Below are 22,123 nucleotides of genomic sequence, written 5' to 3' on the forward strand. Positions count from 1 at the left end.
TCACAGCAGGTGGGAGGCGTCGCCGAGCACCGGCATCAGGCGCCGGGCCAGCGCCCCGGCCTGCCCCTCCGCCGGCTCGATCGCCAGCGCCGCCCGCAGCACCCGCGCCGTCTGCGGGTCGCTCGCGCCCGTGGCGGCCAGCAGCGTGACGAAGTGGTCGATGAGCCAGTCGCGCAGCTCCGCCATCGGCGGCTGCTTGCCCTCGTCCAGCCACATCAGCGAGGCGGCCTCGACCGCGGTGATCCAGGTGCGCACCATCATCCGCAGCCGCGGGCCGGGTTCCGCCACCTCCAGATGGAGCAGGATCTGGTCGGCGGCGGCCCGCCGCACCTCGTCCACGATGGCGTTGGTCCGCGAGGTCTCGGCGACGCTGCCGCCCTGGAGCAGCGCGCTGAACCCGGTGTCGCGCTCGGCCACAAAGGAGAGATAGCGGTCGAGCGCCTGGCTCAGCCGTACGGTGACCGGGCCGCTCCGGGGCTCGGCGAAGCACAGCTCCAGCTCGTCGGCGGCGGTGCGCAGCGCGGCCTCGTACAACTGCTGCTTGCCGCCGGGGAAGTAGCGGTAGACGAGCGGGCGGGAGGCCCCGGCGGCGGTGGCGACGTCGTCCAGCGAGACGTCCTCGGGCGCGCGGTGGGCGAACAGCCCGAGCGCGGCGCTGATCAGCTGGGCGCGCCGCTCCTCGACGCTGAGCCGGCGGTAGGCGCCGCGGCGCGCGGGGCGCGCGGCGGCGGGGGTCGTTTCCGCCGGGTGCGCCGGGGCGGTGCCGCTGCCTGTCGTCATGCCTGGCAGCGTAACCGGCCCTGCGTGCGATTAGGCCAGCAGGCCCGAGCTCTGCCACAGCCGCCGCCCCGCGCCCCGCAGCACGCCGATGTCGTCGAGGAAGTCGGTGAGCGGCTTCGCGCCGGTGCGCATCACCTCGCGCCGATGTGCGCTGGCCCGCACCTGTTCCACCGCCGCGCGCCGGTCGAGCCCGACGTCCGCATACACCTGGGGGTTGACGAAGGCGCGCGCGAACACCCGGGCGAACTCGCCAGAGCCGATCCGGGTCAGCTCCGCCGTCCAGCGCGGCGCCGACACCATCTGGCGGCGCAACTCCTCGCGCGCGTACCGCACATGGCGGGCCTCCTCCACGACATGGATCCGGGTCGCGCCGCGCACCAGCGGCTGGATCCGCTCGTCGGGGAAGGTCAGCCGCTGCATCCAGTCCAGGATCTCCTCGCCGAGCAGGGTCGCGGTGAACGAGCCGGGGGTCGTGGAGACCGTCTTGAAGAAGCGGCCGAGGTTGTGGTGCGGCCGGGCGGGCGGATAAGCGGGGGTGCCGCCCTTGGCGATCAGCCGGGCGAACATCTTGGAGTGACGGCACTCGTCGGCGATTTCGGTGAGCGCGTAGCGCACATGCGCGCTGGTCGACGGCTTGTCGTAGATATGGCGGGTGAGCAGCTGGATCAGGATCACCTCGAGCCATATGCCGAGCGAGAGGAGCGCGGCGAACTCGTGCCGGGACAGCAGGACGCGCTGCTCCTCCGGCATCCGCCGCCACATCGGCGTGTCGTACAGGGACACCAGCTCCGGCGGCCAGAACCACTTGTCCGGCTCGTACGGCGCGTCCCAGTCGAGCTCGGTGTCCGGGTCGAAGGAGTGCCGGGCGGAGGACTTCAGCAGCCGCTCGGCCACCTTCTCGCGGTCCTTGAGGAGCCCGAGCGCGTCGCGCGGCGCGGAGGGTGGGGTGGCAGTCGTCATGGTCGGCACCTCGGTCAGGGCGGGCCGCCGGGAGGGTTACCGGCGGATACATCTTATGAGACGATGTGTCAGCAAGCACGTCAATCCCTTGTGTACGGCCGAGTGGAGGTCTCGCTCGACCGATCCTCGAGCGTCATAGGACCCGGCCGTACTAGACGTGTGAGCCTGCGTTTTCCCAACCGTTCACGGGGGAGCGAGCAAGGCGAAGGAGGCGCCGGTGTCGACGCAGGAGCTCTACGCGATGGACCCCGGGGACCCGATGTGGCAGGTGCCGACCGCCGGGGCGGCCCGCTTCAGCTGGGACTACGACGAGGGCCGCGAGCGGCTGCTCGCCCTCTACCAGAAGGGCAAGGACAAGCAGTGGGACGCCGTGAAGCGGATCGACTGGGACCAGGAGGTGGACCCGTACGACCCGCTGGGCGCGCCCGACGAGACCCTCGCCCTCCACGGCACCCGGCACTGGGCCAAGATGACCGAGCGGGACAAGGGCGAGCTGCGGCACCACTTCGCCGCCTGGCAGTTCAGCCAGTTCCTGCACGGTGAACAGGGCGCCATGGTGTGCGCGGCGCGCATCGTGGAATCGGTCCCCGACCTGGACGCCAAGTTCTACTCCGCGACCCAGACCATGGACGAGGCGCGGCACGCCGAGATCTACGCCCGCTTCCTGCGGGACAAGCTCGGCACCCTCTACCCGATCAACGACAACCTGGCCGGGCTGCTCGGCGACACCCTCCGCGACTCCCGCTGGGACATGCCGTACCTGGGCATGCAGGTGCTCATCGAGGGCCTGGCGCTCGCCGCGTTCGGGCTCATCCGCGACACCACCGACAAGCCGCTGCCCCGCCAGATCCTCACCTACGTCATGCAGGACGAGGCCCGCCATGTCGCCTTCGGGCGGATGGCGCTGCGCGACTACTACCGGCAGCTCACGGACGCGGAGCTGCGCGAGCGCGAGGAGTTCGTCATCGAGGGCTGCTACTTGATGCGCGACCGGCTGGGCGGGGTCGAGGTCCTGGAGAACCTCGGCATCCCGAGCGCCGAGGCGCGGGAGTGTATCGAGAGGTCACCGCAGCTCCAGCTCTTCCGGAAGCTGCTGTTCAGCCGGATTGTGCCGTGTGTGAAGGACATCGGGCTGTGGGGCGTGCGGCTGCGGCGCGCGTATGTCGACATGGGCGTGCTGGAGCTGGGCGACGGCGATCTCGACCAGCTGATGTCCCAGGACGAGGAGCTGGCCGACCGGCTCGACGCGAAGCGCTTCAGGGCGGAGGAGGCGGCGCGTACGGGGGAGGTGTCGGCGGCGATCGCCGAGGGTGCGGCGGACGACTGAGGTTCGCGGTCGGGGGCTTGGGGCTCAGGGGCAGCCGCGCCGCGCCCCCGGGGTCGGGTCCACCGTGCCGACCCCGTCCACGAGGGAGGCGAAGCTCTGCGCGCCCAGCGGCCCGACGACGCGCTTGCGCAGGGCGTCGGCCAGAGTGAGCGCGGCGGTGACGGCGGCGGCCAGGCCCGGCTCGGTCAGCCGGGCGAGGGTCACCCGGCGGTCGCAGGGCGAGGGGTGCCGTTCGAGCAGCCCGGCCTCGGCCAGCCGGTCGGCGACCTTGGTGGTCCCGGCCGTGGTGAAGCCGAGCGTGGCGGCGAGCTGGTTCATCGGTGCGGCGTGCTCGGGGGCGGTGAGCAGGAACCACAGCGCCCGGAACGACGAGGGCGCCAGGTCGGTCGTCGCCTCGACGTCGTCCAGGAGCTGATCGGTGAGCCGGCGCATTCCCGACTGGAGGACGTCCCACTGCTCCAGCAGCGCGAGGTCCTCCGGGGTGGGACACCGCGCGTCGCCGTCGTCGCCCGCGCGCGTTTTCTCCGGGCGTTCCGCCATGTCTCGCACCCCTCTCGCGCTTTCCGGCCGTCTTGCCCAGGGTATCAACGCCAGCTATTGTCTAACTAGCTACTTAATATCTGGCTACCTAAAACTGCTCCTGACACTGCTCCTGACCTGCCCGTATGAAAGGCCTCCCGTCATGTCCGAACCCGCTGCCGCCACGCCCCCCTCGGCCGTCCAGCCCGGCTCCTGGATCCTCGACCCCGCGCGGACGCGGGTCCGTATCCAGCACAAGACCATGTGGGGAATGGTCACGGTCAAGGGCGGCTTCACCAACGTCGACGGCGAGGCCGAGACCCTGCCCGACGGCTCCGCGAGCGGCACCCTGACCATCGACGCGGCCTCGGTGGACACCGGCCACGCCAAGCGCGACGCGCATCTGCGCAGCGCGGACTTCTTCGACACCGACCGCCACTCCACCCTCGTGTTCACCGCCCACCGCGCCGCCCCCGACCCCCAGGGCGCGGTGGAGGTCTCCGGTGAGCTGACGGTCCGCGGCACCACCCGCCCGCTGTCCTTCACCGCCACCGGGCCCGGCGCCACCGCCGACGAGGTCACGCTGGCCGCCGAACTCACCGTCGACCCGGCCGACTTCGGGCTGACCTGGAACCGGCTCGGCATGATGAAGGGCCACACCACGGTCACCGTCGAGGCCCTCTTCACCCGCGGGCGCGCGTAAGGGACGGACGCGGCGACGGACACCGCGGCGCGGGAGGCGCGGTGGCCGGGAAAACGGCGATGCGCGGGCCACCCCCCACTGGCACGATGCGCACCATGACCGCGACTCCGGCCCCGAACCCGAGCCCGACGACTCCGACCCCCACCCCCACCCCCACCTCGACCCCGACTCCGAACCCGGCGGCCGCCCGCCGCAGCATCGAGGCCCTCGCCCTGGGCGACGCCTTCGGCGAGCGCTGGTTCCCGCTCTTTCGCGACCGGCGGCGGGCGTACGAAGAAATCCGGGCGCGGGCCGTGCCCGAGGAGCCGCGGTGGCCCTGGACGGACGACACGGCGATGGCGCTCGGCGTGCTGAGCGCGCTCAACGAGCACGGGAAGATCGACCGGACCCAGCTGGCCCAGACCCTGGCCGACACCTTCCTGTCCGACCCCGGGCGCGGCTACGGCAGCGGCATGCACGAACTCCTGCCGTCCCTCGCCGCCGCCCCCTCCTCCTGGCCCTCCGCCACCCGCGCCCTGTTCGGCGGCGAGGGCAGCCTGGGCAACGGCGCGGCGATGCGGGTCGCACCGCTGGGCGCGTGGTTCAGCGCGGACCCGGACCACGCCGCCGAACAGGCCCGCCGTTCGGCCGAGGTCACCCACGCCCACTCCCAGGGCATCGCCGGCGCGGTCGCGGTCGCCGTCGCGGCGGCCCTCACCGCCCGCCGCGCTCCCATCCCCGACCTCCTGCGCCAGGCCGCCGACCGCACCCCGCCGGGCCCGGTCCGCGACGGCCTCACCCACGCCACCGAGCTCCCACCCGCCACCACCCCGCGCCAGGCAGCCGACCTCCTCGGCAGCGGCCGCCGCATCCGCGCCGACGACACCGTCCCCTTCGCCCTCTGGTGCGCCGCCCGCCACCAGGACGACCTGATCGCCGCGCTGTGGACCACGGCCGAGGGCCTCGGCGACGTCGACACGACCTGCGCGATCGTGGGCGGCGTCGTCGGAGCGGCCACGGGCGTATCGGCCGTCCCGGCCGACTGGCTGGAACGACGCGAGCCGCTGCCCGCGTGGGTGGCGCAGATGCCCTGACGACGGGGCAGCACCGCACTCCCCTGGGGCGCCGTAGACCGTGCGGGCGTTCCTCGGCCATGTTGACCGGCATGCTCCTTGCGGTAGGTAAAGGGCCTCCATACGCTCGGTAGCGATCGAGCTGAGCGCATAGGGGGAGACAACATGGCCCGTCCCTGGGAAGCCGATCCGTCCGCGTTATTCGTGCGGCGGTTGGGAAAGTCGGCCAAGGAGCTGGGCACGACCAAGGACGAGGACGGCTGCCCGGACATCTGGGAGCTCGGCAACGGCGACATCGCCATCGTTGGACGCGATCTCACCGATGCCTACGCCGCACGTCTGCCCGCGGATGTCACCATCGCCTCGGATGAGCGCCTGGTGGTCATTCCCGGACGCATGCTCCGCTCCGCGAAGCCGGACATCGCGGATGCCTGACCGGAGCGCCCTCGAACTCCCCCTCTCCCAGGGGGAACGGCTGTCCCTCGAGGCATATCGGAGCGAATACCGGCAGCGTCGAGCGGAGCTCCGGGATCGTCACTCCTGGAAGTTCGAGCGACAGCAGGAGTTCGAGGAACGGGACGACAGCTGGGAAGCGTTTTGCCGAGGCCATTGGGAGGAATCCCTGCGGCTTCTCGGCGAGGAACGGGAAGCGCTGCTCAAGACGGCCCAGCGCGACCGGGAGCGCGGTACCGCTTTCCACCGCGTTCGCGTGGCGGAAGAGCCGCTGACGCCCTATATGCAGTGGGAATTGCACGCGCTGCGGGTGCAGTCGGAGGCCGGTAAGAAGATTCGAGTCGTCACGCCCGCTGCCCTGGGCTCGCTGGAGACCACTGGCCCGCTACCCGAAGTCGTGGTGGTCGGCGGCCAGGTCCTGTACCAGGTCGTCTACACCGAAGCCGGCGTCCTGGACGGAGCGATCCGTTTCACGGACACCGAGCTGACCAAGCGCTGGGAGCGCTTCATCAAGGAGCTGTACGAGGCCGGGGAAGATCTGCTGTCCTACTTCGAACGCCGCGTGGCCCACCTTTCGCCGCCGCAACCGAAAGCGGTGTAAGCGATCACCAGGGACGACGCGGACGGGAGGCGTCGGGGAGATACGGACAACGATCTGTCGGGATCCTCTCGCGATGTCGTACAAGCGGGAGCCATCTCCGGAGGAGTGCACTTCCACAGCACCCGGGCGGCGGACGACCCGGCTCGGGTCGTTCCGCGACAGTTGCCCGGTGACGTCAGAGGCTTCGTCAACCGTACGGAGGAGCTGCACCGCCTCGATGCGATCTTGGCCGGCGGGGAGGGCGACTCTGTCGTCGTCGCCATATGTGTGATCGCTGGCACCGCCGGAGCGGGGAAGACATCTCTGGCCCTGCGCTGGGCCCACCAGGTGAAGGCCGACTTTCCCGACGGCCAGCTCTACGTCAACCTACGGGGGTACGACCCGGGCGAGCCGGTCACCGCGCAGGAAGCAATCTTGAACAAGCCCTTGTGGCGCATGAGCGGATGGCGAACAAGGGCAGCGTGGGCAATGTCCTGCGCATGCGCAGTGCTGTCCACCTGGAGCGCGGCGAGCTGACCGAGGCCGCCCGGACGGCGCACGAGGCCCTGGACATCGCCTTGGAGCTGCGCGACCGCGTGATGGAGGGGTATTGGCTGCTCTATCTGGGCGATGCCCAGCAAGCGCGCGGGCAGTGTGCCGAGGCACTGATCTCCTACCAGCGATCTGCCACGATTCACCGTCGCCTGGGCGACCGCAGCCGCGAGGCGCTCGCCTGGTACGGCGCGGGCAGGACGTACCAACGCCTTGAGCGCACTGGCGAAGCCGCTGACTTTTTCCGCAGGGCCACCGCAGTCCATCAGGAACTGAGTGATTCCTGGCACCAGGCCCTGGCCCTGGACGCCCTCGCGACGTCGCTGTCGGCCGAAGACGCGGTAGCTGCCAGGCGGCACTGGGGCGACGCCCTACGGCTCCTGGCCGGCTACGACGACGCGCGCGCGGTGAAGCTGCGAGAACGGATCGAGGGCCGGCTGGCCCCTGGCCCCTGACCGCTTGGGGCCCGGCATTACGGAATGGAGAGGGGCTTCCCGCCGAGGCCGCCCAGGGAGTCCAGCAGCCCACCCCCATTGCCCAGCTTGCCCAAGGAGCCGAGCTTGTCGCCCAGGCCGCCCAGCTTGTCCTTCAGCGGGGAGAGCGGGGACGTCTCGGACTGTGTGAGGGGGCTGTCGTCCGTGAGGTCGAACTGGGCCCAGGCCTTGTCGGTCTTTCTCGCGTCGTCGTCGGGGCCGGCTTGCGCCTGGTTGCGGATCTCGACGGTCTGCTGGAGCGGCCGGCCGGGGCCGAGGGAGAGGTCCTGGTCGAGCTCGCCCTTCTTGCTCATCGTCTGCTCGGTGTCGCCCTCGTACAGCACTCCGCGCACATGGACGCTGACCTGGTTCTCTGTGGCGCTGGCCAGGTTGGAGTTCGGGGCCGGGCTGACGTAGCGGTAGGTGACGAGCCACTCGGCGCGCATGGAGTCACCGCAGCGGTCGATGTACTCCCGCTCCACGGGCGGCGTGTTCAGGACGAGGGTGATGTCGAGGGGGTGGTCCATCCTCGGGCAGTCGACGTAATTGCCGGCGCCCTTGTACTGGGCCGACCACAGGCTGACCGTCCCGGTCACCTGCTCGGGCGCGGCCTTCGGGGCCGGTGCCGCCGAGGCGGAGCCGACGGCCGTGGCGGAGAGGCCGAACAGGATGGCGGCACAGGCGGTCAGGAGACGCGATCGACGCACGGTGAACTCCGATCACTCCGACGTCAGGAGAACCACCTTGAGCCATCCACGGTGGAGTCGATCGCTGTACGCGTCGGGGATGCGCCGGATTCACCCGATTGCGGGGGCTGGTGGGCAGGGTCCCAGCTCGAACCATGTCGCCTTGCCGGGCCCTGGACCATGCGCGCAGACGCCCCATGCGTCGGCGCCGTAGGAGATGAGTGCCAGCCCTCGGCCTTGTTCGTCCTCTGTGGCCGCCGGTGCGCGGGGGACGGGGAGGCCGGGGGCCTCGTCCTGTACGAGGACGCGGAGGTGGTGGGGGTCGGTCCACTCGGCGAAGAGTGTGACGGGTGTCGAGCAGCCACTGCGCAGGCAGGCGTTCACGGAGTTGGTGACGGCCTCAGAGGTGAGGAGCAGCGCGGTGTCCGCGAGGTCGCGCCGGTCGGCGGCAGCGAGGAGGGTACGGACGGCTTGCCTGGCGGCCCGGACCCAGACGGGCTCGGGCGGGAAGACGAGGGAGACGAGGCGGGAGTCGGAAGGCGGCATGTCGGCCTCCTGGGGTGGGGTTCGCGTGTCGTCAGGGCAAGTGGCGTTGCTGATTGCTCACTTGTGCGTTGAGCAGCGCGATAAGGTCGATTGCGACGGTAGGGAACAGTTTTCCCACTCCGCAACCTTTTCTCGGGAAGTTACCCCGCAGGGGTGGTGGAAGGCGCAACCGGTGGACCGCCCGCTCGGGCGCTGTGCAGACTGCCCGCACATCGTGAGGAGGAGTGAGCATGGCACCCAGGAGTGAGCCGAGCGAGCGTCAGCGCCGCCTCGGCGCTGAACTGCGCAAGCTGCGCAATCGGGCCGGACTCTCAGGCGACCAGGCCGCCGTGATCCTGGAGGCGGACCGCGCTCGCATCAGCAACATCGAGGCGGGCCGGATCGACGTGTCGCGGAATCGGCTCTACAAGCTCCTGCGCGAGTACGGGTGTCCGCAGGGGCCACTCTTCGACGGGCTCATGGAGATGGCGCAGGTGCACGGCAAGGGGTGGTGGGACGAGTTCCGCGACGTCATGGGCCGAAGCGCCCTCGACTTGGCGGAGCTGGAGTCACGTTCCACGGCGATCCTGATGCACGAGCCGCTGTTCATCCCGGGAATGTTCCAGACAGAGGACTACGCGCGTGCGGAAATCCTCGCCACCAGCGAGGATCACGCGCACGACGATCGATACGTGGGCTTCCGGATGGCGCGACAGCGGGTCATTGATGGCGAGTCGCCGGTCACCTATCACGCGGTGATCCATGAAGCGGCGCTGCGCGTGCAGGTTGGCGGCGGCAGGATCATGCGCAAGCAGTTGCTGAGGTTGATCGAACTTGCCCGGCTGCCCAATGTGACCGTGCAGATCTTCCCGTTCGAACGGGGCGCATACGCGGCCTTCAGTCGACCCTTCCTGCTCTTCGAGGGCTCAACGCCCGAGTTGCACACCGTCTATCTCGAGTACCCGGGCAATTCGATGTTCCTTGGGGATGGAGAGCACATCGACGAGTACGCCAAGATGTTCGAGAAGCTGACGGACCTGGCGCTCGCTCCCGTCGACCCGGAAGCGACGCCGGAGTCCCACGGCGGCCGCGACTCTCTGAGCTTGATCCAGCATGTGATGTACGAACTGTGAGAAGGAGTCCGATGTCCGAGCGTATATGGCGCAAGTCTTCGTTCAGCACTGGTCCGCAGGGCGAGTGCGTCGAGATCGCCGCCGGGCCCGACGGGTTGGTCCACTTCCGGGAGAGCGACGACCCGCGCGTCACCGCCGCGACGACCCGCGAGATATGGGCCACCTTCCTCGCCGCCGCGAAGGCCGGGGACTTCGACGGCGTTACGAGCTGATCAGCCAGCGGCCCCGGACCCCAGCGCCCGCAGGGCCTTCGCCGTGAACTCGTCGAGCGGGTAGAACAGCTCGATCGCCAGCTCCGACAGCGTGACGTCTGCCGGAGCCCCGAACGTGGCCATTGTGCCGAACATCGACAGCTCGCCCATCGGCGTGCGCACCCGCAGCGGCACCTGGATGGGGCTGGGCCGTGTCGTCGTACGGGCGTCGGCGTTCGGGGTGATCGCGCCGGTGGGGGCAGGGTAGTCGCGTACCTCCTCGTACAGCGCCCGCAGCTCCGCGTCTCCGTTGGCGTCGGCCTGGCGGCGCAGCCGTTCGAGGAAGAGGGCCCGGACCTCGTCGAGGTTGGCCAGGCGGCCGGCGAGGCCGTCGGGGTGCAGGGTCAGCCGGTAGACGTTCGGGCGCGGGTCCAGCAGATGGGGCGGTATGCCGTCCATGAGGACGGACATGGCGCGGTTGCCGGTCAGCACATTCCACAGCCGGTCCACGACGACGGCCGGATACGGCTCGTGGGCCGCCAGCATCATGTCGAGCGCGGTGCGCACGGAGGCCATGTCCTCGTCGTCGAGGCTGCTCTCCCGGTACGCGGGGGCGTAGTCGGCGGCCATCAGCAGCGTGTTGCGCTCGCGCAGCGGAACGTCCAGGGCGGCGGACAGGCGCAGCACCATCGCCCGGCTGGGGCGGGCGCGGCCGGTCTCCACACAGGAGAGGTGGCGCGCCGAGCTGTCCGCGAGCAGGGCGAGTTCGAGCTGGCTGAGCCTGCGGCGCCGACGCCACTCCCGGAGCAGGGCACCCACCCGGGACGGCTGTTCCACATCCATGGCGAGGAGCGTAACCGCCGGTTGATCAGCGGGGCCATGACCTCGGAGGTCATTGAGCCCATGACCGCGGGGGTGTCACCGTTTGCGCAGACCAGGGGCCGGGCTAGGCCCCGGGCCCGGATAGCGAGGGGACCCGTATGAGCGCCCAGGCCATGACCACGACGCCGGAACTGTTGCGCACCACCCTGCGCGTCGACAGCTGGTCCACCGGCGCCTTCGGCGTCGTCATGCTCGCCGGTGCGACGTGGTTCGACGGCCTGTTGGGGCTGCCGGTGAGCTGGTCGGTCGCGCTCGGGATCGCCATGCTGGGCGGGGCCGTCGTCCTCGCGCTGATCGCCGGATACGAGCGGATCCCGGCGCGGTCGGCGGGGGCGGTGGTCGTGGTCAACACGCTCTCGTGCGTGGGGCTTGTGGTGCTCGCGTGCACGGATGTGGTGGGGCTCACCGGGCTGGGGAGGGCGTTCATGGTCGTCGGGGCGGTGGTGGTGGCGGTGTTCGGGGAGTTCGAGTTCGTGGGGCTGCGACGAATCCTGGGTGCGGCCCGGTAAGGATGCCGGGGGCGCCAGACATATAGGGGGCGTGAAGACGATTCAAACGGGGGACGAGCGCGGGCGCTCGACGCGGTTCACCACGGTGTACGCGCGCGAACACCCGCGCGTCGTCGCTTTCGTGCACCGGAGGGTGGGCGACCGCGGCGCGTCCGAGGAGCTTGCGGCGGAGGTCTTCCGCATCGCGTGGGAGCACACCCTCAAGGACGGGGGCGGGGGCGAGATCACGGCCGGCTGGCTGTTCGTCACCGCACGCAATCTCGTACGCAACCACTACCGCGCCGAGGCCCGCCTGGGCGAGCTGCACCGGCGCATCACGGACGAGCTGGGCCGGACGGCGGCCACCGACCAGGACTCGGCGGTGCTGGACACGCTCGACCGCCTGCCCGCCCACCATCGCGAGGTGCTGGTGCTGAGCTACTGGGACGGGCTGAGCGCCGCCGAGGCCGGAGCGGTTCTGGGCTGCGGCGCACCGGCGGTCTGGGTGCGGCTGCACCGCGCACGCAAGGCGTTTCGCGACCTCTACCGGGCCCCGGCCCCCTCGCCCCAGGAGTCAGCATGATCCGCGTCAAGTCTCTGATGCAGCAAGCAAATCCGGTCCCGGAGGCGGTCCCGGAGGCGGCCCCGGAGGAGGCGGCCGAGCCATCCGGGTGGGCGCCGCGCCGCCGCGTGCTGGTATTGGGTGGGCTCGCCGCCGCGCTCGCCGTGATCATCACGTCCATCGCCGTCCTCGGCTCGCGGGGCGGGGGCTCCGACGACCCGGCCCGGCCCCCCGTCGCCGCCGACGAGCCGTACTACCGGACCACCGGGGACCTCGAGCGGTCCGCCGATGTCATCGTCCGCGCGCGCGTCGCCGCCACCCGTGAGACCGACGAGGACGGGTTCTCGGAGACCATCGCCACGGTGAGGGTGGTGGCAACGGGCAAAGGCAAGCCCCCCGGCCGTACGATCCAGGTGTCGTACCCCAGCCCGGGCGCCGCGCTGCCCTCCGGGCCCGAACTCACCCCCCGGCACGAATACGTCCTGTTGCTGGAGCGCATGGACGACGGGAAGTACGCACTGGTGAACACCACCCAGGGCTACTACGGGATCGAGGCGGGCCACACCGAGGCCGGGCCGGACAACGACGTGGCCCTCAGCGAGGGCGTCCTCAAGGCGCTGGGTCTGGCGCCGCGACGGGAGGGATGAGGGATGGCCGGTTGGACTCTCCCCCCGTAGGACAGGCCATGCTGAGGCGCGTGAACGACGACGACCCCCTGTCCATCGGCCAGTTCGCCCGTATCGTACGGCTCAGCGTCAAACAGCTGCGCCACTACGCCGACCTCGGACTGCTGCCGCCCGCCTGGGTGGACCCCGACACCGGATACCGGTACTACCGCGCCGACCAGGCACGGGACGCCCTGTCCATCGGCCTGCTGCGCTCGCTGGACGTGCCGCTGGCCGCCATCAAGGACGTGCTCGGCGGGCAGGACCCCGCCCACGCGCTGAGCGGCGTGCGCGACCGGCTCGACGACGAGCTCGCCCGCCGCCGCCGGTCCCTCGCCGCCCTGGAGCGGATCCTGGCCCACGGCCTGCCCACCGCCGAGGTGACCCTGCGGCGGGAGGAACCCGAGCGGGTGGCCGTCGTCCGTGATGTGGCCGACTCGCCGGAGGACATCGGGCGGGTGACGGGGGCGTGTGTGGGCAGACTGCTGGCGCTGCTGGCAGCGGGGGAGCGCGGGGAGCAGGGTCCGCCGGGTCCTCCGGGTCCTCCGGGTCCTCCGGGTCCTCCGGGTCCTCCGGGTCCTCCGGGTCCTCCGGGACCTCCGGGTCCTCCGGGTCCTCCGGGTCCTCCGGGTCCACCGGGTCCTCCGGGACCTTCGGGACCTCCGGGGCCGCCCGGCGAGGGGCTTCGGCTGATCGGGCTCTTCCCCGTCGACCTGAGCGAGTACATCCCCGTCACCATCACGGCCGCGCTCCCCGAGGGCCGCCCCGCCCCGCCGGGCACCACCGCGGACCTGCTCCCCGGCGGCACGTTCGCCTGCGCGACCCACACGGGCCCGTACGACCAGATCTCCCTGACCGCGCATGCCCTGCTGGCCTGGTGCGTCGAACGCGGCCACGCGCCCACCGGGCCGATCCGGGAGCTCTACCTCGACGACCCCGCAGTCACGGCCCCCGACCACCTGACCACCCAGCTGCTGATCCCGTTGGAGGAGACGTCATGAACCACCCGGACAACACCTGGTATACCGCCGCCGACAAGCCCGAGCTCGTGACCTTCGGGCCGGTCCACGGCCTGGGGGTGACCGGGCAGGGCGAACCGGGCGGAGCGAGTACGGCGTCTGCGTCCGAGCAGGGCCTGGAGCGGGCGGGGACGCACCACGAGATCTACCTCTCCGACGTCCGCGAGAGCGATCCGGCGAAGATGCGCACGATCCTGCGGCAGCCGGTGCGTCCCGTGTGACCCGTCCGACCGCGCCCAGGAGGATGATGGGCGCGTGCGGATACGACCGAGCACCATCGAAGAGCTCCCCGTCCTCCAGGACATCGAGCGGGCCGCGGGCCTGTGTTTCCGGGACATCGGCATGGACGAGATCGCCGACGACGAGCCGCTGAGCCTGGAGGAGCTGGGGACGTACCAGCGCGCCGGGCGGGCCTGGGTCGCGGTGAACGGCAACGACCGGGCCGTGGCGTACCTGATCACCGACCCGGTGGACGGGAACATGCACATCGAACAGGTCTCCGTGCACCCCGCCAGCGCCCGGCGCGGCTTGGGGCGGGCGCTGATCGAGCACGCGGCGGGGCGGGCGACGGCCGAGGGGGCGGGGGCGCTGACGCTGACCACGTTCGTCGATGTGGCGTGGAACGCGCCGTACTACGCGGCGCGGTGCGGATTCCGGACCCTGGGGGAGGACGAACTGACCCCCGGGCTGCGGGAGATCCGGCGCAGCGAGGCGGTGCACGGTCTTGACCGGTGGCCGCGGGTGTGCATGCGGCGCGAGTTGGGCTCGTAGCGGCGGGCGGCTGGATTTGTGGTGAGTTTGGGACATCGACACGCCGACGCCACGGCGTGTCGATGTCCCAAACTCACCACAAATCCGCTGCTACTCGGCCAGTTCGGCCACGGCCCGGCCGAAGGCCCGTACCCGCGCGGTCTCCCCGGCGCGCCGCCACACCAGCCCCAGGGCCGAGTCCGGCAGGCCCTCGACCGGTACGAAGGCGATGTCGCGGCGGCTGTGGAGCGCGGCGGTCGGCGCGCACAGCAGCATCGTGCCCCGGCCCGCCGCCGTCGCGGCCAGGCCCTCCTGAAGGGTGCACACGCGCGGCCCGCGCGGGACGGGACGGCCGCCGGGCGTGGCGGCGGGGGCCACGACGTCGCGCCAGTAGCGCGGGGCGGGCTCGCCCGGCTCGATCACCGGGTGGTCGGCCAGCTCCTCGGCGTCGACCACGCCGACCGCCGCGACCCGGCGCGCGAGCGGGTGCCGGGCGGGGACCGCGAGCGTCAGCGGCTGCCGAGGGAAGACCGGGCCGAGCACGAGGTCGGGCTCGGCGACCGGCAGAAGGACGATCGCGGCGTCCACCTCCCCGCCGCGCACCGCGCCGAACGGATCCGCCCACGGGATCTCCACGGTCTCCAGCTCACAGCCCGGATGCCGCGCGCGGAAGGCGGCGACCGCCGCCATCACCCGCTCGTCGGCGGCCCCCTGGAAGCCGATCCGCAGGACGCCCTCGACGCCGCGCGCGGCGTCGCGCGCCGACTCCAGGGCGCCGTGCAGCGATGCGTACGCGGGCCGTACGTCGGCCAGGAACCGCTCGCCGAGCGGGGTCAGCCGCACGCGGCGGCTGGTGCGCTCCAGCAGCCGGGCGCCGATCCGCCCCTCGAGCGAGCGCAGGAGCTGGCTGACCCGGCTCTGCGACACGAACAGCCGCTCCGCCGCCCGGCCGAAGTGCAACTCCTCGCTGAGCGTCAGGAAACACTCCAGCTCGCGGATGTCCAGCCCGCCCGTGCCCACCTTTCGGCCGCCTCCCCGCTTCTTTGTGTCGATTCGCGCGTCGAATCGCGCGTCGAATCGTGTGTCGATAAGCCCGGCTCATAGAAGGCTGAGGAATTCTCCGTTGTTCCCGGCCGATTCCGGCTGTTCGCTTGAGACATGTCCAACACCACGGAACTCACCACCCCGGAGGGCATGTCCGGGACCGGGGCCGGATCCGTGCGCTCGCCGTTCAGGAACTGGCTCGCCGTCGCCGCCGTGGCGGTCGGCACCTTCTCGGTCGTCACCACGGAAATGCTGCCGGTCGGCCTCCTCACCTCGATCGGCTCCGCGCTCGGCGTCTCGCCCGGCACGGCCGGACTGGCCATGACGGTGCCCGGCGTCGTCGCCGCCGTCGCCGCGCCCCTGCTGACCGTCGCCGCCGGCCGGATCGACCGGCGGCGGCTGCTCATCGGCCTGTTGGGGCTGCTGGCCGCCGCCAACCTGCTGTCGGCGGCCGCGCCCGGCTTCGCGGTGCTGCTGTTCGCCCGGATTCTGGTGGGGGTGAGCATCGGCGGCGTGTGGTCCATCGCGGCGGGGCTGGCGGCGCGGCTGGTGCCGGAGAAGTCCGTCGGCCACGCCACGTCGGTCGTCTTCAGCGGTATCGCCGTGGCGTCCGTCGTGGGCGTGCCAGCCGGGACGCTCATCGGCGATCTGGTGCACTGGCGCGCCGCGTTCGCGGTGATGGCGGCGCTCTCCCTGGCCGTCGCCGCCGCGCTGGCCGTCACCCTGCCGCCGCTGCCCGCCGACCGCGCGATCCGGCTGGCCGAGGTGCCCGGCCTGTTCCGCAATGCCCGGCTGCGCACCGGCCTGATCACGACCCTGCTGGTGGTCACCGGGCACTTCTGCGCGTACACCTACATCCGCCCGGTGCTGGAAGAGGTCTCGGGGGTCGAGACCGGGCTGATCAGCACGCTGCTGCTCGCTTACGGCGTGGCGGGCATCGCCGGGAACTTCCTGGCCGGCGCCACCGCCCACCGCGACCCGCGCCGCACCCTCATGGTCATCTTCACCCTGCTCGCCGTGGCGGAGCTGCTGGTGCCGCTGGTCGGCGGGACGACGCCGGGGGCCACGGTGCTGCTGTTGCTGTGGGGGCTGGCGTACGGAGGGGTGTCGGTCACCTCGCAGACGTGGGTGCTCCAGGCGGTGCCGGAGCCGGGCGCGCGGGAGGCGGCCTCGGCGCTGTTCGTCGGGGTGTTCAACGTCGCGATCTCCCTGGGCGCGCTGCTCGGCGGGCGGGCGGCCGACGGGATCGGGGTGTCGAGCGTGATGTGGTTCGGGGGCGTGCTGGCGGTGCTGGCCCTGGTGAACGTGGCGGTCGCGCGGCGGCGGTGAGACGGGGGGCCGGGCCCGGGCCCGGGCCCGGGTGAAAGGGGACCCGGGCCCGGCCTCCGGCTTCAGGAATGGGTCGTCGGCAGCAGCCGCTCGGAGATGATGTTGAGGACCTGGGGCACATGGTCGTTGAGGAAGAAGTGCCCGCCGCTGAGGACCGTGAGGTCCATGTCCTCGGTCGTGTGCTTGGCCCAGTCGCGCACCTCGTCGACCGACGCCCTCGGGTCGGCGTCCCCCGTCAGCGCGGTGATCGGGCAGCTGATCCGCCGCCCGGGCTCGCAGCGGTACGACTCGATGGCCCGGTAGTCGCCGCGGATCGCCGGGAGCGCCATCCGCAGCAGCTCCTCGTTCTCCAGCACGTCGCCGCTCGTCCCGTTCAGCGCGCGCAGCTCCTGCAACACCCCCGCGTCGTCCCGCGTGTGCACGGTCTCGTCGCGGTACCGGGACGGCGCCCGGCGCCCGGAGACGAACAGCCGGACGGGCACCACCCCCCGCTTCTCCAGCCGCAGCGCCACCTCGTACGACAGCGTGGCGCCCATGCTGTGGCCGAACAGCGCGAGCGGCTTGTCGTCCAGCCCGTCCAGCACGCCGGTGATGGCGTCCGCGAGCTTGCCGATGTCGTCGATGCACGGCTCACGGTGCCGGTCCTGACGCCCGGGGTACTGGATGGCGAGCACCTCGATCGAGGGCGCCAGCGCCTTCGCCACCGGGAAGAAGTAGCTGGCCGACCCCCCGGCGTACGGCAGGCACACCAGCCGTACCGCGCTGCCCGGGGACTTCTCGTACCGCCGGATCCACGCCTCGGCGTCCGCTGCGATGCTCGTCATTGTCGTGCTTCCTTCCTCTGCCCCTGTGCCCCTGCCGCTCAACATCCTCTCGTCAACACCCTTGCACACACGCCTGTTTCCGGGCTTGCGTTGCTCAATGCTCTAGGTGGTGCACCGGTTTGTGGACCGGGTGACGGGCGCGCGGAGTGCGCCGTCGGGGCCCTGTACGACGAGCCGGATGATCTTGCCCGAGGGGGTCGGGGCGGCGACTCGGTGAGAACCAGGTCAGCAGGTGAGACCCTGATACCAGGGGGCTCGTCTTCGGGAGTGTCCGATGGCAGTGAGCATGCACGTGGTCTGGAGCAGGGCCGAGCCCGGGTGCGTCATCTACGAGACGCACGCGATCGCAACGATCACCGACGGCGAAGGCGTCCACGCGACGGTCGACAGCCACACCTACGAGGTTCCCCTCCACAGCCGCGCCGAGGCCGAGTCGATCGCGGATGAGGAGGGCTACGAGCTGTTCAGGAAGGGCGAGGCGTGGGAGAGCCTCCCGGAGGAGGAAAGCCTTCCTGAGGAGGAGGGCGCCATGGAGGAATGAGCGCGCGCTCAGGGGGCAGACGGAGCGCCGGACGGCCGAGGGGCCGTCGGCGTGCCCGCGTCCGGCGGACGCGGCCGGAGCCGCGTAGCGGCGCTTTTTCCCCTACCCGCCCCTTCCCACAACCAGTGGCTCCGCCCCTGGACCCCGGGGTCCAGGGGCGGAGCCACTGGTTGTGGAGCCCGCCCCGGGGTCGGTGTCCCCACCTGGCGGTGATGTCCACCTGGCGGTGGGCCCTCCTGGCGGTGGTGGAGCCCCTCCCGGTGGTGGAGCCCCTTCCGGCGGTGGAGCCCCATTCTGGCGGTGGCGGAGCCCCCGACCGTGGGGTCCCCGGCGGTGGGGTCCCTGGCGGTGGGGTCCCGCCTGGCGGCCCCACGGCCGGGGGCTCCACTCCTGGACCCCGTGTCCAGTGGCGGACCCCTGGCGGTGGAGCCCGCCCGGGGGTGGAGCCCGGTCCGGCGGTGGGGCCCGACCCGGGGGTGGAGCCGGTCCGGCGGTGGGGCCCGACCCGGGGGGTGGGGCCCGACCCGGGGGCGGACACCTGGCGGTGGAGCCCGGCCCGGCGGTGGGGCCCGACCCGGGGGTGGAGCCCGGTCGGGCGGTGGGGCTGGTGTCCCGCCCGGTGGTGGAGCCCTGGCGGTGGGCCCTTCCAGCGGCGGGGACCTTCCTGGTGATGGGGCCCCTCCTGGCGGCGGGATCCCTCCTGGCGGTGCGGCCCGCGAGCGGCGGGGCCTTTCCCGGCAGTGGAGCCGTGCATCGGCAGCGGGCCAGGTAGGGCGGCCTTGCCGCGCCGGGGTCTGGGGCGGAGCCCCAGTTGTGGGAAGGGGCGGTTAGGGGACGAGCCCGCCGCAGGCGTCCGACCCGCCGACGCCCCCTACGCCGCCCCGCTCAGACCCCGACCCCGGGCCGCTCAGCCATGGCCCAGCAGGAAGTCGACCTCCCGCGCCTCGACGCCCTGCGCGCCCTGCGCGCCCCGCGCCCCCCGCGAGCCGCCAAGCGTGACCGGGGCGGTCGCCGGTGCGTAACCGCCGGCCACCACCGTGTAGTGCTCGCCCGTGAGCCCCGCGAAGGAGAACGCACCGTCCGCGCCGGTCAGACACTGCCCGACGACATCGCCCGCCGAGTCCAGCAGCGTCACCCGCGCATCCTCCACCGGCCGCCCGCCCCGGGCCCGTACGGTGCCGCGGACCTTGGCCGCGGGCCGCAGCTCCGCGTCGATCCGCGGGGGCTGACCGTGGCCGGTGACGTCCAGCCGCTCGGCGTGCGGGCGGTGGCCCTCGGCGCTGATGGTCAGCGTGTACGAGCCGGGGGCCAGCTCGGGCAGCGCGAACTCGCCCTTCTCGTCGGTGACGGCCGTGGCCGCGACCGCACCGTCGGGACCGGTCGCGGCCACGGCCGCCCCGGCCAGCGGCTCCCCGCCGAGGGTGCGTACGGCCCCGATGGGCCCGCCGCCTCCGGCCAGCCGTACGTCACAGGTGACGGGGGCGTCGGACACCAGCAGCGTGGCCGCCTGCGGCTGGTGGCCCGGGGCGGAGCCGATCAGGACGAAGCTGCCGGGGTCGGGCGCGGCCAGGGCATACCGGCCGTCCGGGCCGCTGATCGTGCGGCCGAGCTGGCGGCCGGTGTTGTCGATGAGGGTGACGGCGGCACCCGCGAGCGGCGCGTCGCCGTGCCCGAGCACCAGGCCCTGGATGCCGGAGGCGACCTCGGCAGCCGGGACGCCAGCCACTACCGGCTCAGCGTGCTGGGGCTCCTGGTTCCCCGACGCCTGGGCGATCAGCGGCGTACGGCGCCGGTTCGGCAGGAACAGCGTGATCAGCAGACCCACCGCGGCGGCCCCGCACGCCACCGCGAACGAGATCTTGAACCCGTCCGTGTTCGGCAGTTGGAGCGGGCCGAAGGCCGTGGTCTGGTGCGCCAGGATCACCCCGACCACGGCGCTGGAGGTGGACATGCCGATCGACCGCATCAGGGTGTTCAGCCCGTTCGCCGCGCCCGTCTCCGCCGCCGGCACGGCACTGATGATCAGGGTCGGCATCGCCGAGTACGCGATCCCGACACCGACGCCGAGCGCGGTCGACAGCACCACGACCTGCCAGACGTGGTCCATCATCACGATCCCGCCGCCGTACGTCGCACCGATCACGATCAGCCCGAGGACCAGCGAGACCTTGGGCCCGCGCGTGGCGTTGATCCGCGCCGAGAGCGGCGAGACCAGCATCATCGCCACGCCCATCGGCGCCACGTACAGCCCCGCCATGACCATCGACTGGCCGAGGCCGTAGCCGGTGGCCTTCGGCAGCTCCAGCAGCTGGGGGAGGATCAGCGACATCGCGTAGAACGAGAACCCGACCATGATCGAGGCGAGGTTCGTCAGCAGCACCTGGCGGCGTGCGGTGGTCCGCAGGTCCACCAGCGGCTCGGCGGTCCGCAGCTCCACGAACCCCCAGACCACCAGGATCGCCGCGGCCGCGCCGAACAGCCCGAGGGTGGTGCCGCTGGTCCAGCCCCAGTCGCCGCCCTTGGTGATGGGCAGCAGCAGACAGACCAGACCGGCCGAGAGCCCGATCGCGCCGACGGCGTCGAAGCGGCTGGGGGTCCGCACGGCGGACTCGGGGACGACGACCAGCACGAGGACGAGCGCGAGGACGCCGAGCCCTGCGGCCCCGTAGAACAGCACGTGCCAGTCGGTGTGCTGGGCGACGAACGCCGAGGCCGGGAGGCCGAACGCGCCGCCGATGCCCAGCGAGGAGCTCATCAGGGCCATCGCCGAGCCCAGCTTCTTCGGCGGCAGCTCGTCGCGCATGATGCTGATGCCGAGCGGGATCGCGCCCATCGCGCCGCCCTGGATGGTCCGGCCGATCACCATGACGACCAGCTCGGAGGTGACGGCGCACACCAGCGAGCCGACGACCAGCAGCCCGAGGGCCACCATCAGCATCCGGCGCTTGCCGAACATGTCGCCGAGCCGCCCCATGACCGGGGTGGACACGGCGCCCGCGAGGAGGGTGGCGGTGATCACCCAGGAGGCGTTGGAGCTGGAGGTGTGCAGCAGCTGCGGCAGCTCGGTCACCAGCGGGACGACCAGCGTCTGCATCACCGAGACGGCGATGCCGCAGAACGCGAGCACGGCCACGAAGCCGCCGCCCACCTCGCGCGGGAGCGTCCGGTCGGGCGGCGCGGCGGTCAGGGGCTCGACGCGGGCTGGTGGGGCTGACGGGGACATACGGGTGCCGCCTCCAAGCGGGTGTCCTGTGCATATGAGCGGAATAAGGAAGTGAGAGATGTGCATCCTACACACGGTGTGTATCGTGCACATTTCTCGCGGTGAGCGAGAGGTCGACGAGGAGGAAGCGTGCTGGAGAGGCTGGAACGCGAGCTGATGCTGGTCGCCAGGTGCACTCTGCTGACCCCCCGGGACCGCAAGGGGCAGAGCGCGCAGGACACGCACAGCACGGAATGCGCACAGGGAGGGGGCGAAGAAACCAGGGAGCACGGACAGGGCGCAGGGGACAGACAGGGCGCAGGGGACAGACGGGGCGCGGGCGACAGACAGTGCGCGGGCGACCGCCTGGACCGCTCCGCGTACTTCCTCCTCTCCTTCCTGGACGCCGAGGGCGCGCTGTCCATCGGCCAGCTCGCCGACGCCCTGGGGCTCGACGTCTCGACCGTCAACCGGCAGACCGGCGCCCTGCTCCGCGTCGGCCTGCTCGAACGCATCCCGGACCCCCAGGGGGGCCTCGCCCGCAAACTGCGCGCCACCGCCGCCGGCGCCGACCGTCTCACCGCCGACCGGGAGCGCCGCCGCGCGGGGCTGGCGCGGGTGCTCGCCGACTGGACGCCGGAGGAGGTGGGGCGGTTCGAGGACGCGCTGACGCGGTTCAACCGGGAGGTGGAGGCGGACGAGGGACGGTCCTGGCCGCGCCCGGAGGACGCACGAGACGCGTAGCGCGACGCCGTACGCGTCCCAGGGGCTTCGGCGGGTTGTTCACCCCCCGTACGCCCGCCGCTCGGAAACCCGTGGCCACCCCCTCGTACGGTCACCGGGCACCGGCCCGGAAGGGACCGGCCCGAACGAGGAGATGCCC

General features: G+C 72.0%; 26 protein-coding genes. 17 read left to right on the forward strand and 9 right to left on the reverse strand.

Annotation, left to right across the window (positions count from 1 at the left end; all coding sequences use genetic code 11):
• Both ACH4S9_RS11905 and ACH4S9_RS11910 read right to left on the reverse strand, forming a co-directional pair.
• Entirely contained in the window at positions 1-780 is a 780-nt protein-coding gene (locus tag ACH4S9_RS11905) for a TetR/AcrR family transcriptional regulator (protein ID WP_385343145.1), read from the reverse strand.
• A gap of 30 nt (positions 781-810) precedes the next feature.
• Positions 811-1,740, reverse strand: a complete 930-nt coding sequence (locus tag ACH4S9_RS11910) for a diiron oxygenase (RefSeq protein WP_398371383.1) — start codon at positions 1,738-1,740, stop codon at positions 811-813.
• A gap of 217 nt (positions 1,741-1,957) precedes the next feature.
• Here ACH4S9_RS11910 and ACH4S9_RS11915 point away from each other — a divergent pair, with 217 nt between their 5' ends.
• Positions 1,958-3,067 carry a ferritin-like domain-containing protein gene (locus ACH4S9_RS11915; RefSeq protein WP_311728869.1) on the forward strand — a complete coding sequence of 370 codons (1,110 nt, stop codon included), beginning with the start codon at positions 1,958-1,960 and terminating at the stop codon, positions 3,065-3,067.
• Between the two features lie 24 nt (positions 3,068-3,091).
• Here ACH4S9_RS11915 and ACH4S9_RS11920 read toward each other — a convergent pair whose 3' ends face one another.
• Positions 3,092-3,607, reverse strand: coding sequence for a MarR family winged helix-turn-helix transcriptional regulator (locus ACH4S9_RS11920; RefSeq protein ID WP_385343139.1), 516 nt, complete (start codon positions 3,605-3,607; stop codon positions 3,092-3,094).
• 142 nt (positions 3,608-3,749) lie between these two features.
• On the opposite strand from ACH4S9_RS11920, the gene ACH4S9_RS11925 reads away from it, so the two are divergent.
• The 5 genes from ACH4S9_RS11925 to ACH4S9_RS11945 all read left to right on the forward strand — a co-directional run bounded on the left by ACH4S9_RS11925 (position 3,750) and on the right by ACH4S9_RS11945 (position 7,381).
• Positions 3,750-4,289: a YceI family protein gene (locus ACH4S9_RS11925; protein WP_311728867.1), complete on the forward strand. Its 540-nt coding sequence runs from the start codon at positions 3,750-3,752 to the stop codon at positions 4,287-4,289.
• A 95-nt stretch (positions 4,290-4,384) separates the two neighbouring features.
• Complete coding sequence (locus ACH4S9_RS11930; protein WP_398371386.1) at positions 4,385-5,362, forward strand: ADP-ribosylglycohydrolase family protein; 978 nt, start codon at positions 4,385-4,387, stop codon at positions 5,360-5,362.
• Positions 5,363-5,506: 144 nt separating this feature from the next.
• Positions 5,507-5,776, forward strand: coding sequence for a hypothetical protein (locus ACH4S9_RS11935; protein ID WP_311728865.1), 270 nt, complete (start codon positions 5,507-5,509; stop codon positions 5,774-5,776).
• Positions 5,769-6,395 carry a DUF6879 family protein gene (locus ACH4S9_RS11940; RefSeq protein ID WP_398371388.1) on the forward strand — a complete coding sequence of 209 codons (627 nt, stop codon included), beginning with the start codon at positions 5,769-5,771 and terminating at the stop codon, positions 6,393-6,395. Before ACH4S9_RS11935 ends, ACH4S9_RS11940 begins: the two co-directional genes overlap by 8 nt.
• 443 nt (positions 6,396-6,838) lie before the next feature.
• Positions 6,839-7,381: a tetratricopeptide repeat protein gene (locus ACH4S9_RS11945; protein WP_398371390.1), complete on the forward strand. Its 543-nt coding sequence runs from the start codon at positions 6,839-6,841 to the stop codon at positions 7,379-7,381.
• A 17-nt stretch (positions 7,382-7,398) separates the two neighbouring features.
• Here ACH4S9_RS11945 and ACH4S9_RS11950 read toward each other — a convergent pair whose 3' ends face one another.
• Positions 7,399-8,106 (reverse strand): hypothetical protein, encoded by a 708-nt coding sequence (locus tag ACH4S9_RS11950; protein WP_311728862.1) that lies wholly within the window; start codon positions 8,104-8,106, stop codon positions 7,399-7,401.
• 90 nt (positions 8,107-8,196) lie between these two features.
• A complete protein-coding gene (locus ACH4S9_RS11955) occupies positions 8,197-8,631 on the reverse strand; it encodes an ATP-binding protein (RefSeq protein WP_398371392.1) in 435 nt (144 codons plus the stop codon).
• Positions 8,632-8,861: 230 nt separating this feature from the next.
• Between ACH4S9_RS11955 and ACH4S9_RS11960 the strand changes: the two genes are divergently transcribed.
• Positions 8,862-9,743, forward strand: a complete 882-nt coding sequence (locus tag ACH4S9_RS11960; RefSeq protein WP_311728860.1) for a helix-turn-helix transcriptional regulator — start codon at positions 8,862-8,864, stop codon at positions 9,741-9,743.
• An 11-nt stretch (positions 9,744-9,754) separates the two neighbouring features.
• Complete coding sequence (locus ACH4S9_RS11965; RefSeq protein WP_311728859.1) at positions 9,755-9,955, forward strand: DUF397 domain-containing protein; 201 nt, start codon at positions 9,755-9,757, stop codon at positions 9,953-9,955.
• On the opposite strand, the gene ACH4S9_RS11970 is transcribed toward ACH4S9_RS11965, so the two are convergent.
• On the reverse strand, positions 9,956-10,777 hold the full coding sequence (locus tag ACH4S9_RS11970) for a helix-turn-helix domain-containing protein (protein ID WP_398371395.1): 822 nt from the start codon (positions 10,775-10,777) through the stop codon (positions 9,956-9,958).
• 137 nt (positions 10,778-10,914) lie between these two features.
• Between ACH4S9_RS11970 and ACH4S9_RS11975 the strand changes: the two genes are divergently transcribed.
• The 6 genes from ACH4S9_RS11975 to ACH4S9_RS12000 are packed head-to-tail and all read left to right on the forward strand — an operon-like array spanning position 10,915 to position 14,321.
• On the forward strand, positions 10,915-11,325 hold the full coding sequence (locus tag ACH4S9_RS11975; protein WP_398371397.1) for a hypothetical protein: 411 nt from the start codon (positions 10,915-10,917) through the stop codon (positions 11,323-11,325).
• Positions 11,326-11,356: 31 nt separating this feature from the next.
• Entirely contained in the window at positions 11,357-11,887 is a 531-nt protein-coding gene (locus ACH4S9_RS11980) for an RNA polymerase sigma factor (RefSeq protein ID WP_385343116.1), read from the forward strand.
• Complete coding sequence (locus ACH4S9_RS11985) at positions 11,884-12,513, forward strand: hypothetical protein (protein ID WP_398371399.1); 630 nt, start codon at positions 11,884-11,886, stop codon at positions 12,511-12,513. The genes ACH4S9_RS11980 and ACH4S9_RS11985 overlap by 4 nt, the downstream gene beginning before the upstream one ends.
• 50 nt (positions 12,514-12,563) lie before the next feature.
• Entirely contained in the window at positions 12,564-13,532 is a 969-nt protein-coding gene (locus ACH4S9_RS11990; RefSeq protein WP_398371401.1) for a MerR family transcriptional regulator, read from the forward strand.
• Positions 13,529-13,771 carry a hypothetical protein gene (locus tag ACH4S9_RS11995; RefSeq protein ID WP_398371403.1) on the forward strand — a complete coding sequence of 81 codons (243 nt, stop codon included), beginning with the start codon at positions 13,529-13,531 and terminating at the stop codon, positions 13,769-13,771. The genes ACH4S9_RS11990 and ACH4S9_RS11995 overlap by 4 nt, the downstream gene beginning before the upstream one ends.
• Positions 13,772-13,805: 34 nt before the next feature.
• Positions 13,806-14,321 (forward strand): GNAT family N-acetyltransferase, encoded by a 516-nt coding sequence (locus tag ACH4S9_RS12000; protein WP_311728852.1) that lies wholly within the window; start codon positions 13,806-13,808, stop codon positions 14,319-14,321.
• A 90-nt stretch (positions 14,322-14,411) separates the two neighbouring features.
• Here the strand turns inward: ACH4S9_RS12000 and ACH4S9_RS12005 are convergent, their stop codons facing one another.
• The gene (locus tag ACH4S9_RS12005) at positions 14,412-15,320 is read right to left on the reverse strand and encodes a LysR substrate-binding domain-containing protein (RefSeq protein ID WP_398371405.1); all 909 of its coding nucleotides are present in this window, start codon (positions 15,318-15,320) and stop codon (positions 14,412-14,414) included.
• A 138-nt stretch (positions 15,321-15,458) separates the two neighbouring features.
• Between ACH4S9_RS12005 and ACH4S9_RS12010 the strand changes: the two genes are divergently transcribed.
• Entirely contained in the window at positions 15,459-16,673 is a 1,215-nt protein-coding gene (locus ACH4S9_RS12010) for an MFS transporter (RefSeq protein ID WP_398371407.1), read from the forward strand.
• A 62-nt stretch (positions 16,674-16,735) separates the two neighbouring features.
• On the opposite strand, the gene ACH4S9_RS12015 is transcribed toward ACH4S9_RS12010, so the two are convergent.
• Positions 16,736-17,497 carry an alpha/beta fold hydrolase gene (locus ACH4S9_RS12015; RefSeq protein ID WP_311728849.1) on the reverse strand — a complete coding sequence of 254 codons (762 nt, stop codon included), beginning with the start codon at positions 17,495-17,497 and terminating at the stop codon, positions 16,736-16,738.
• Positions 17,498-17,771: 274 nt separating this feature from the next.
• On the opposite strand from ACH4S9_RS12015, the gene ACH4S9_RS12020 reads away from it, so the two are divergent.
• Positions 17,772-18,038 carry a hypothetical protein gene (locus ACH4S9_RS12020; RefSeq protein ID WP_385343097.1) on the forward strand — a complete coding sequence of 89 codons (267 nt, stop codon included), beginning with the start codon at positions 17,772-17,774 and terminating at the stop codon, positions 18,036-18,038.
• A gap of 907 nt (positions 18,039-18,945) precedes the next feature.
• Here ACH4S9_RS12020 and ACH4S9_RS12025 read toward each other — a convergent pair.
• On the reverse strand, positions 18,946-21,261 hold the full coding sequence (locus ACH4S9_RS12025) for an MFS transporter (protein WP_398371410.1): 2,316 nt from the start codon (positions 21,259-21,261) through the stop codon (positions 18,946-18,948).
• Positions 21,262-21,390: 129 nt separating this feature from the next.
• Between ACH4S9_RS12025 and ACH4S9_RS12030 the strand changes: the two genes are divergently transcribed.
• Positions 21,391-21,984, forward strand: a complete 594-nt coding sequence (locus ACH4S9_RS12030; RefSeq protein WP_398371412.1) for a MarR family winged helix-turn-helix transcriptional regulator — start codon at positions 21,391-21,393, stop codon at positions 21,982-21,984.
• Positions 21,985-22,123: the final 139 nt, after the last annotated feature.

This window comes from Streptomyces sp. NPDC021225 (assembly GCF_044332865.1).
Taxonomy (GTDB): Bacteria; Actinomycetota; Actinomycetes; order Streptomycetales; family Streptomycetaceae; genus Streptomyces.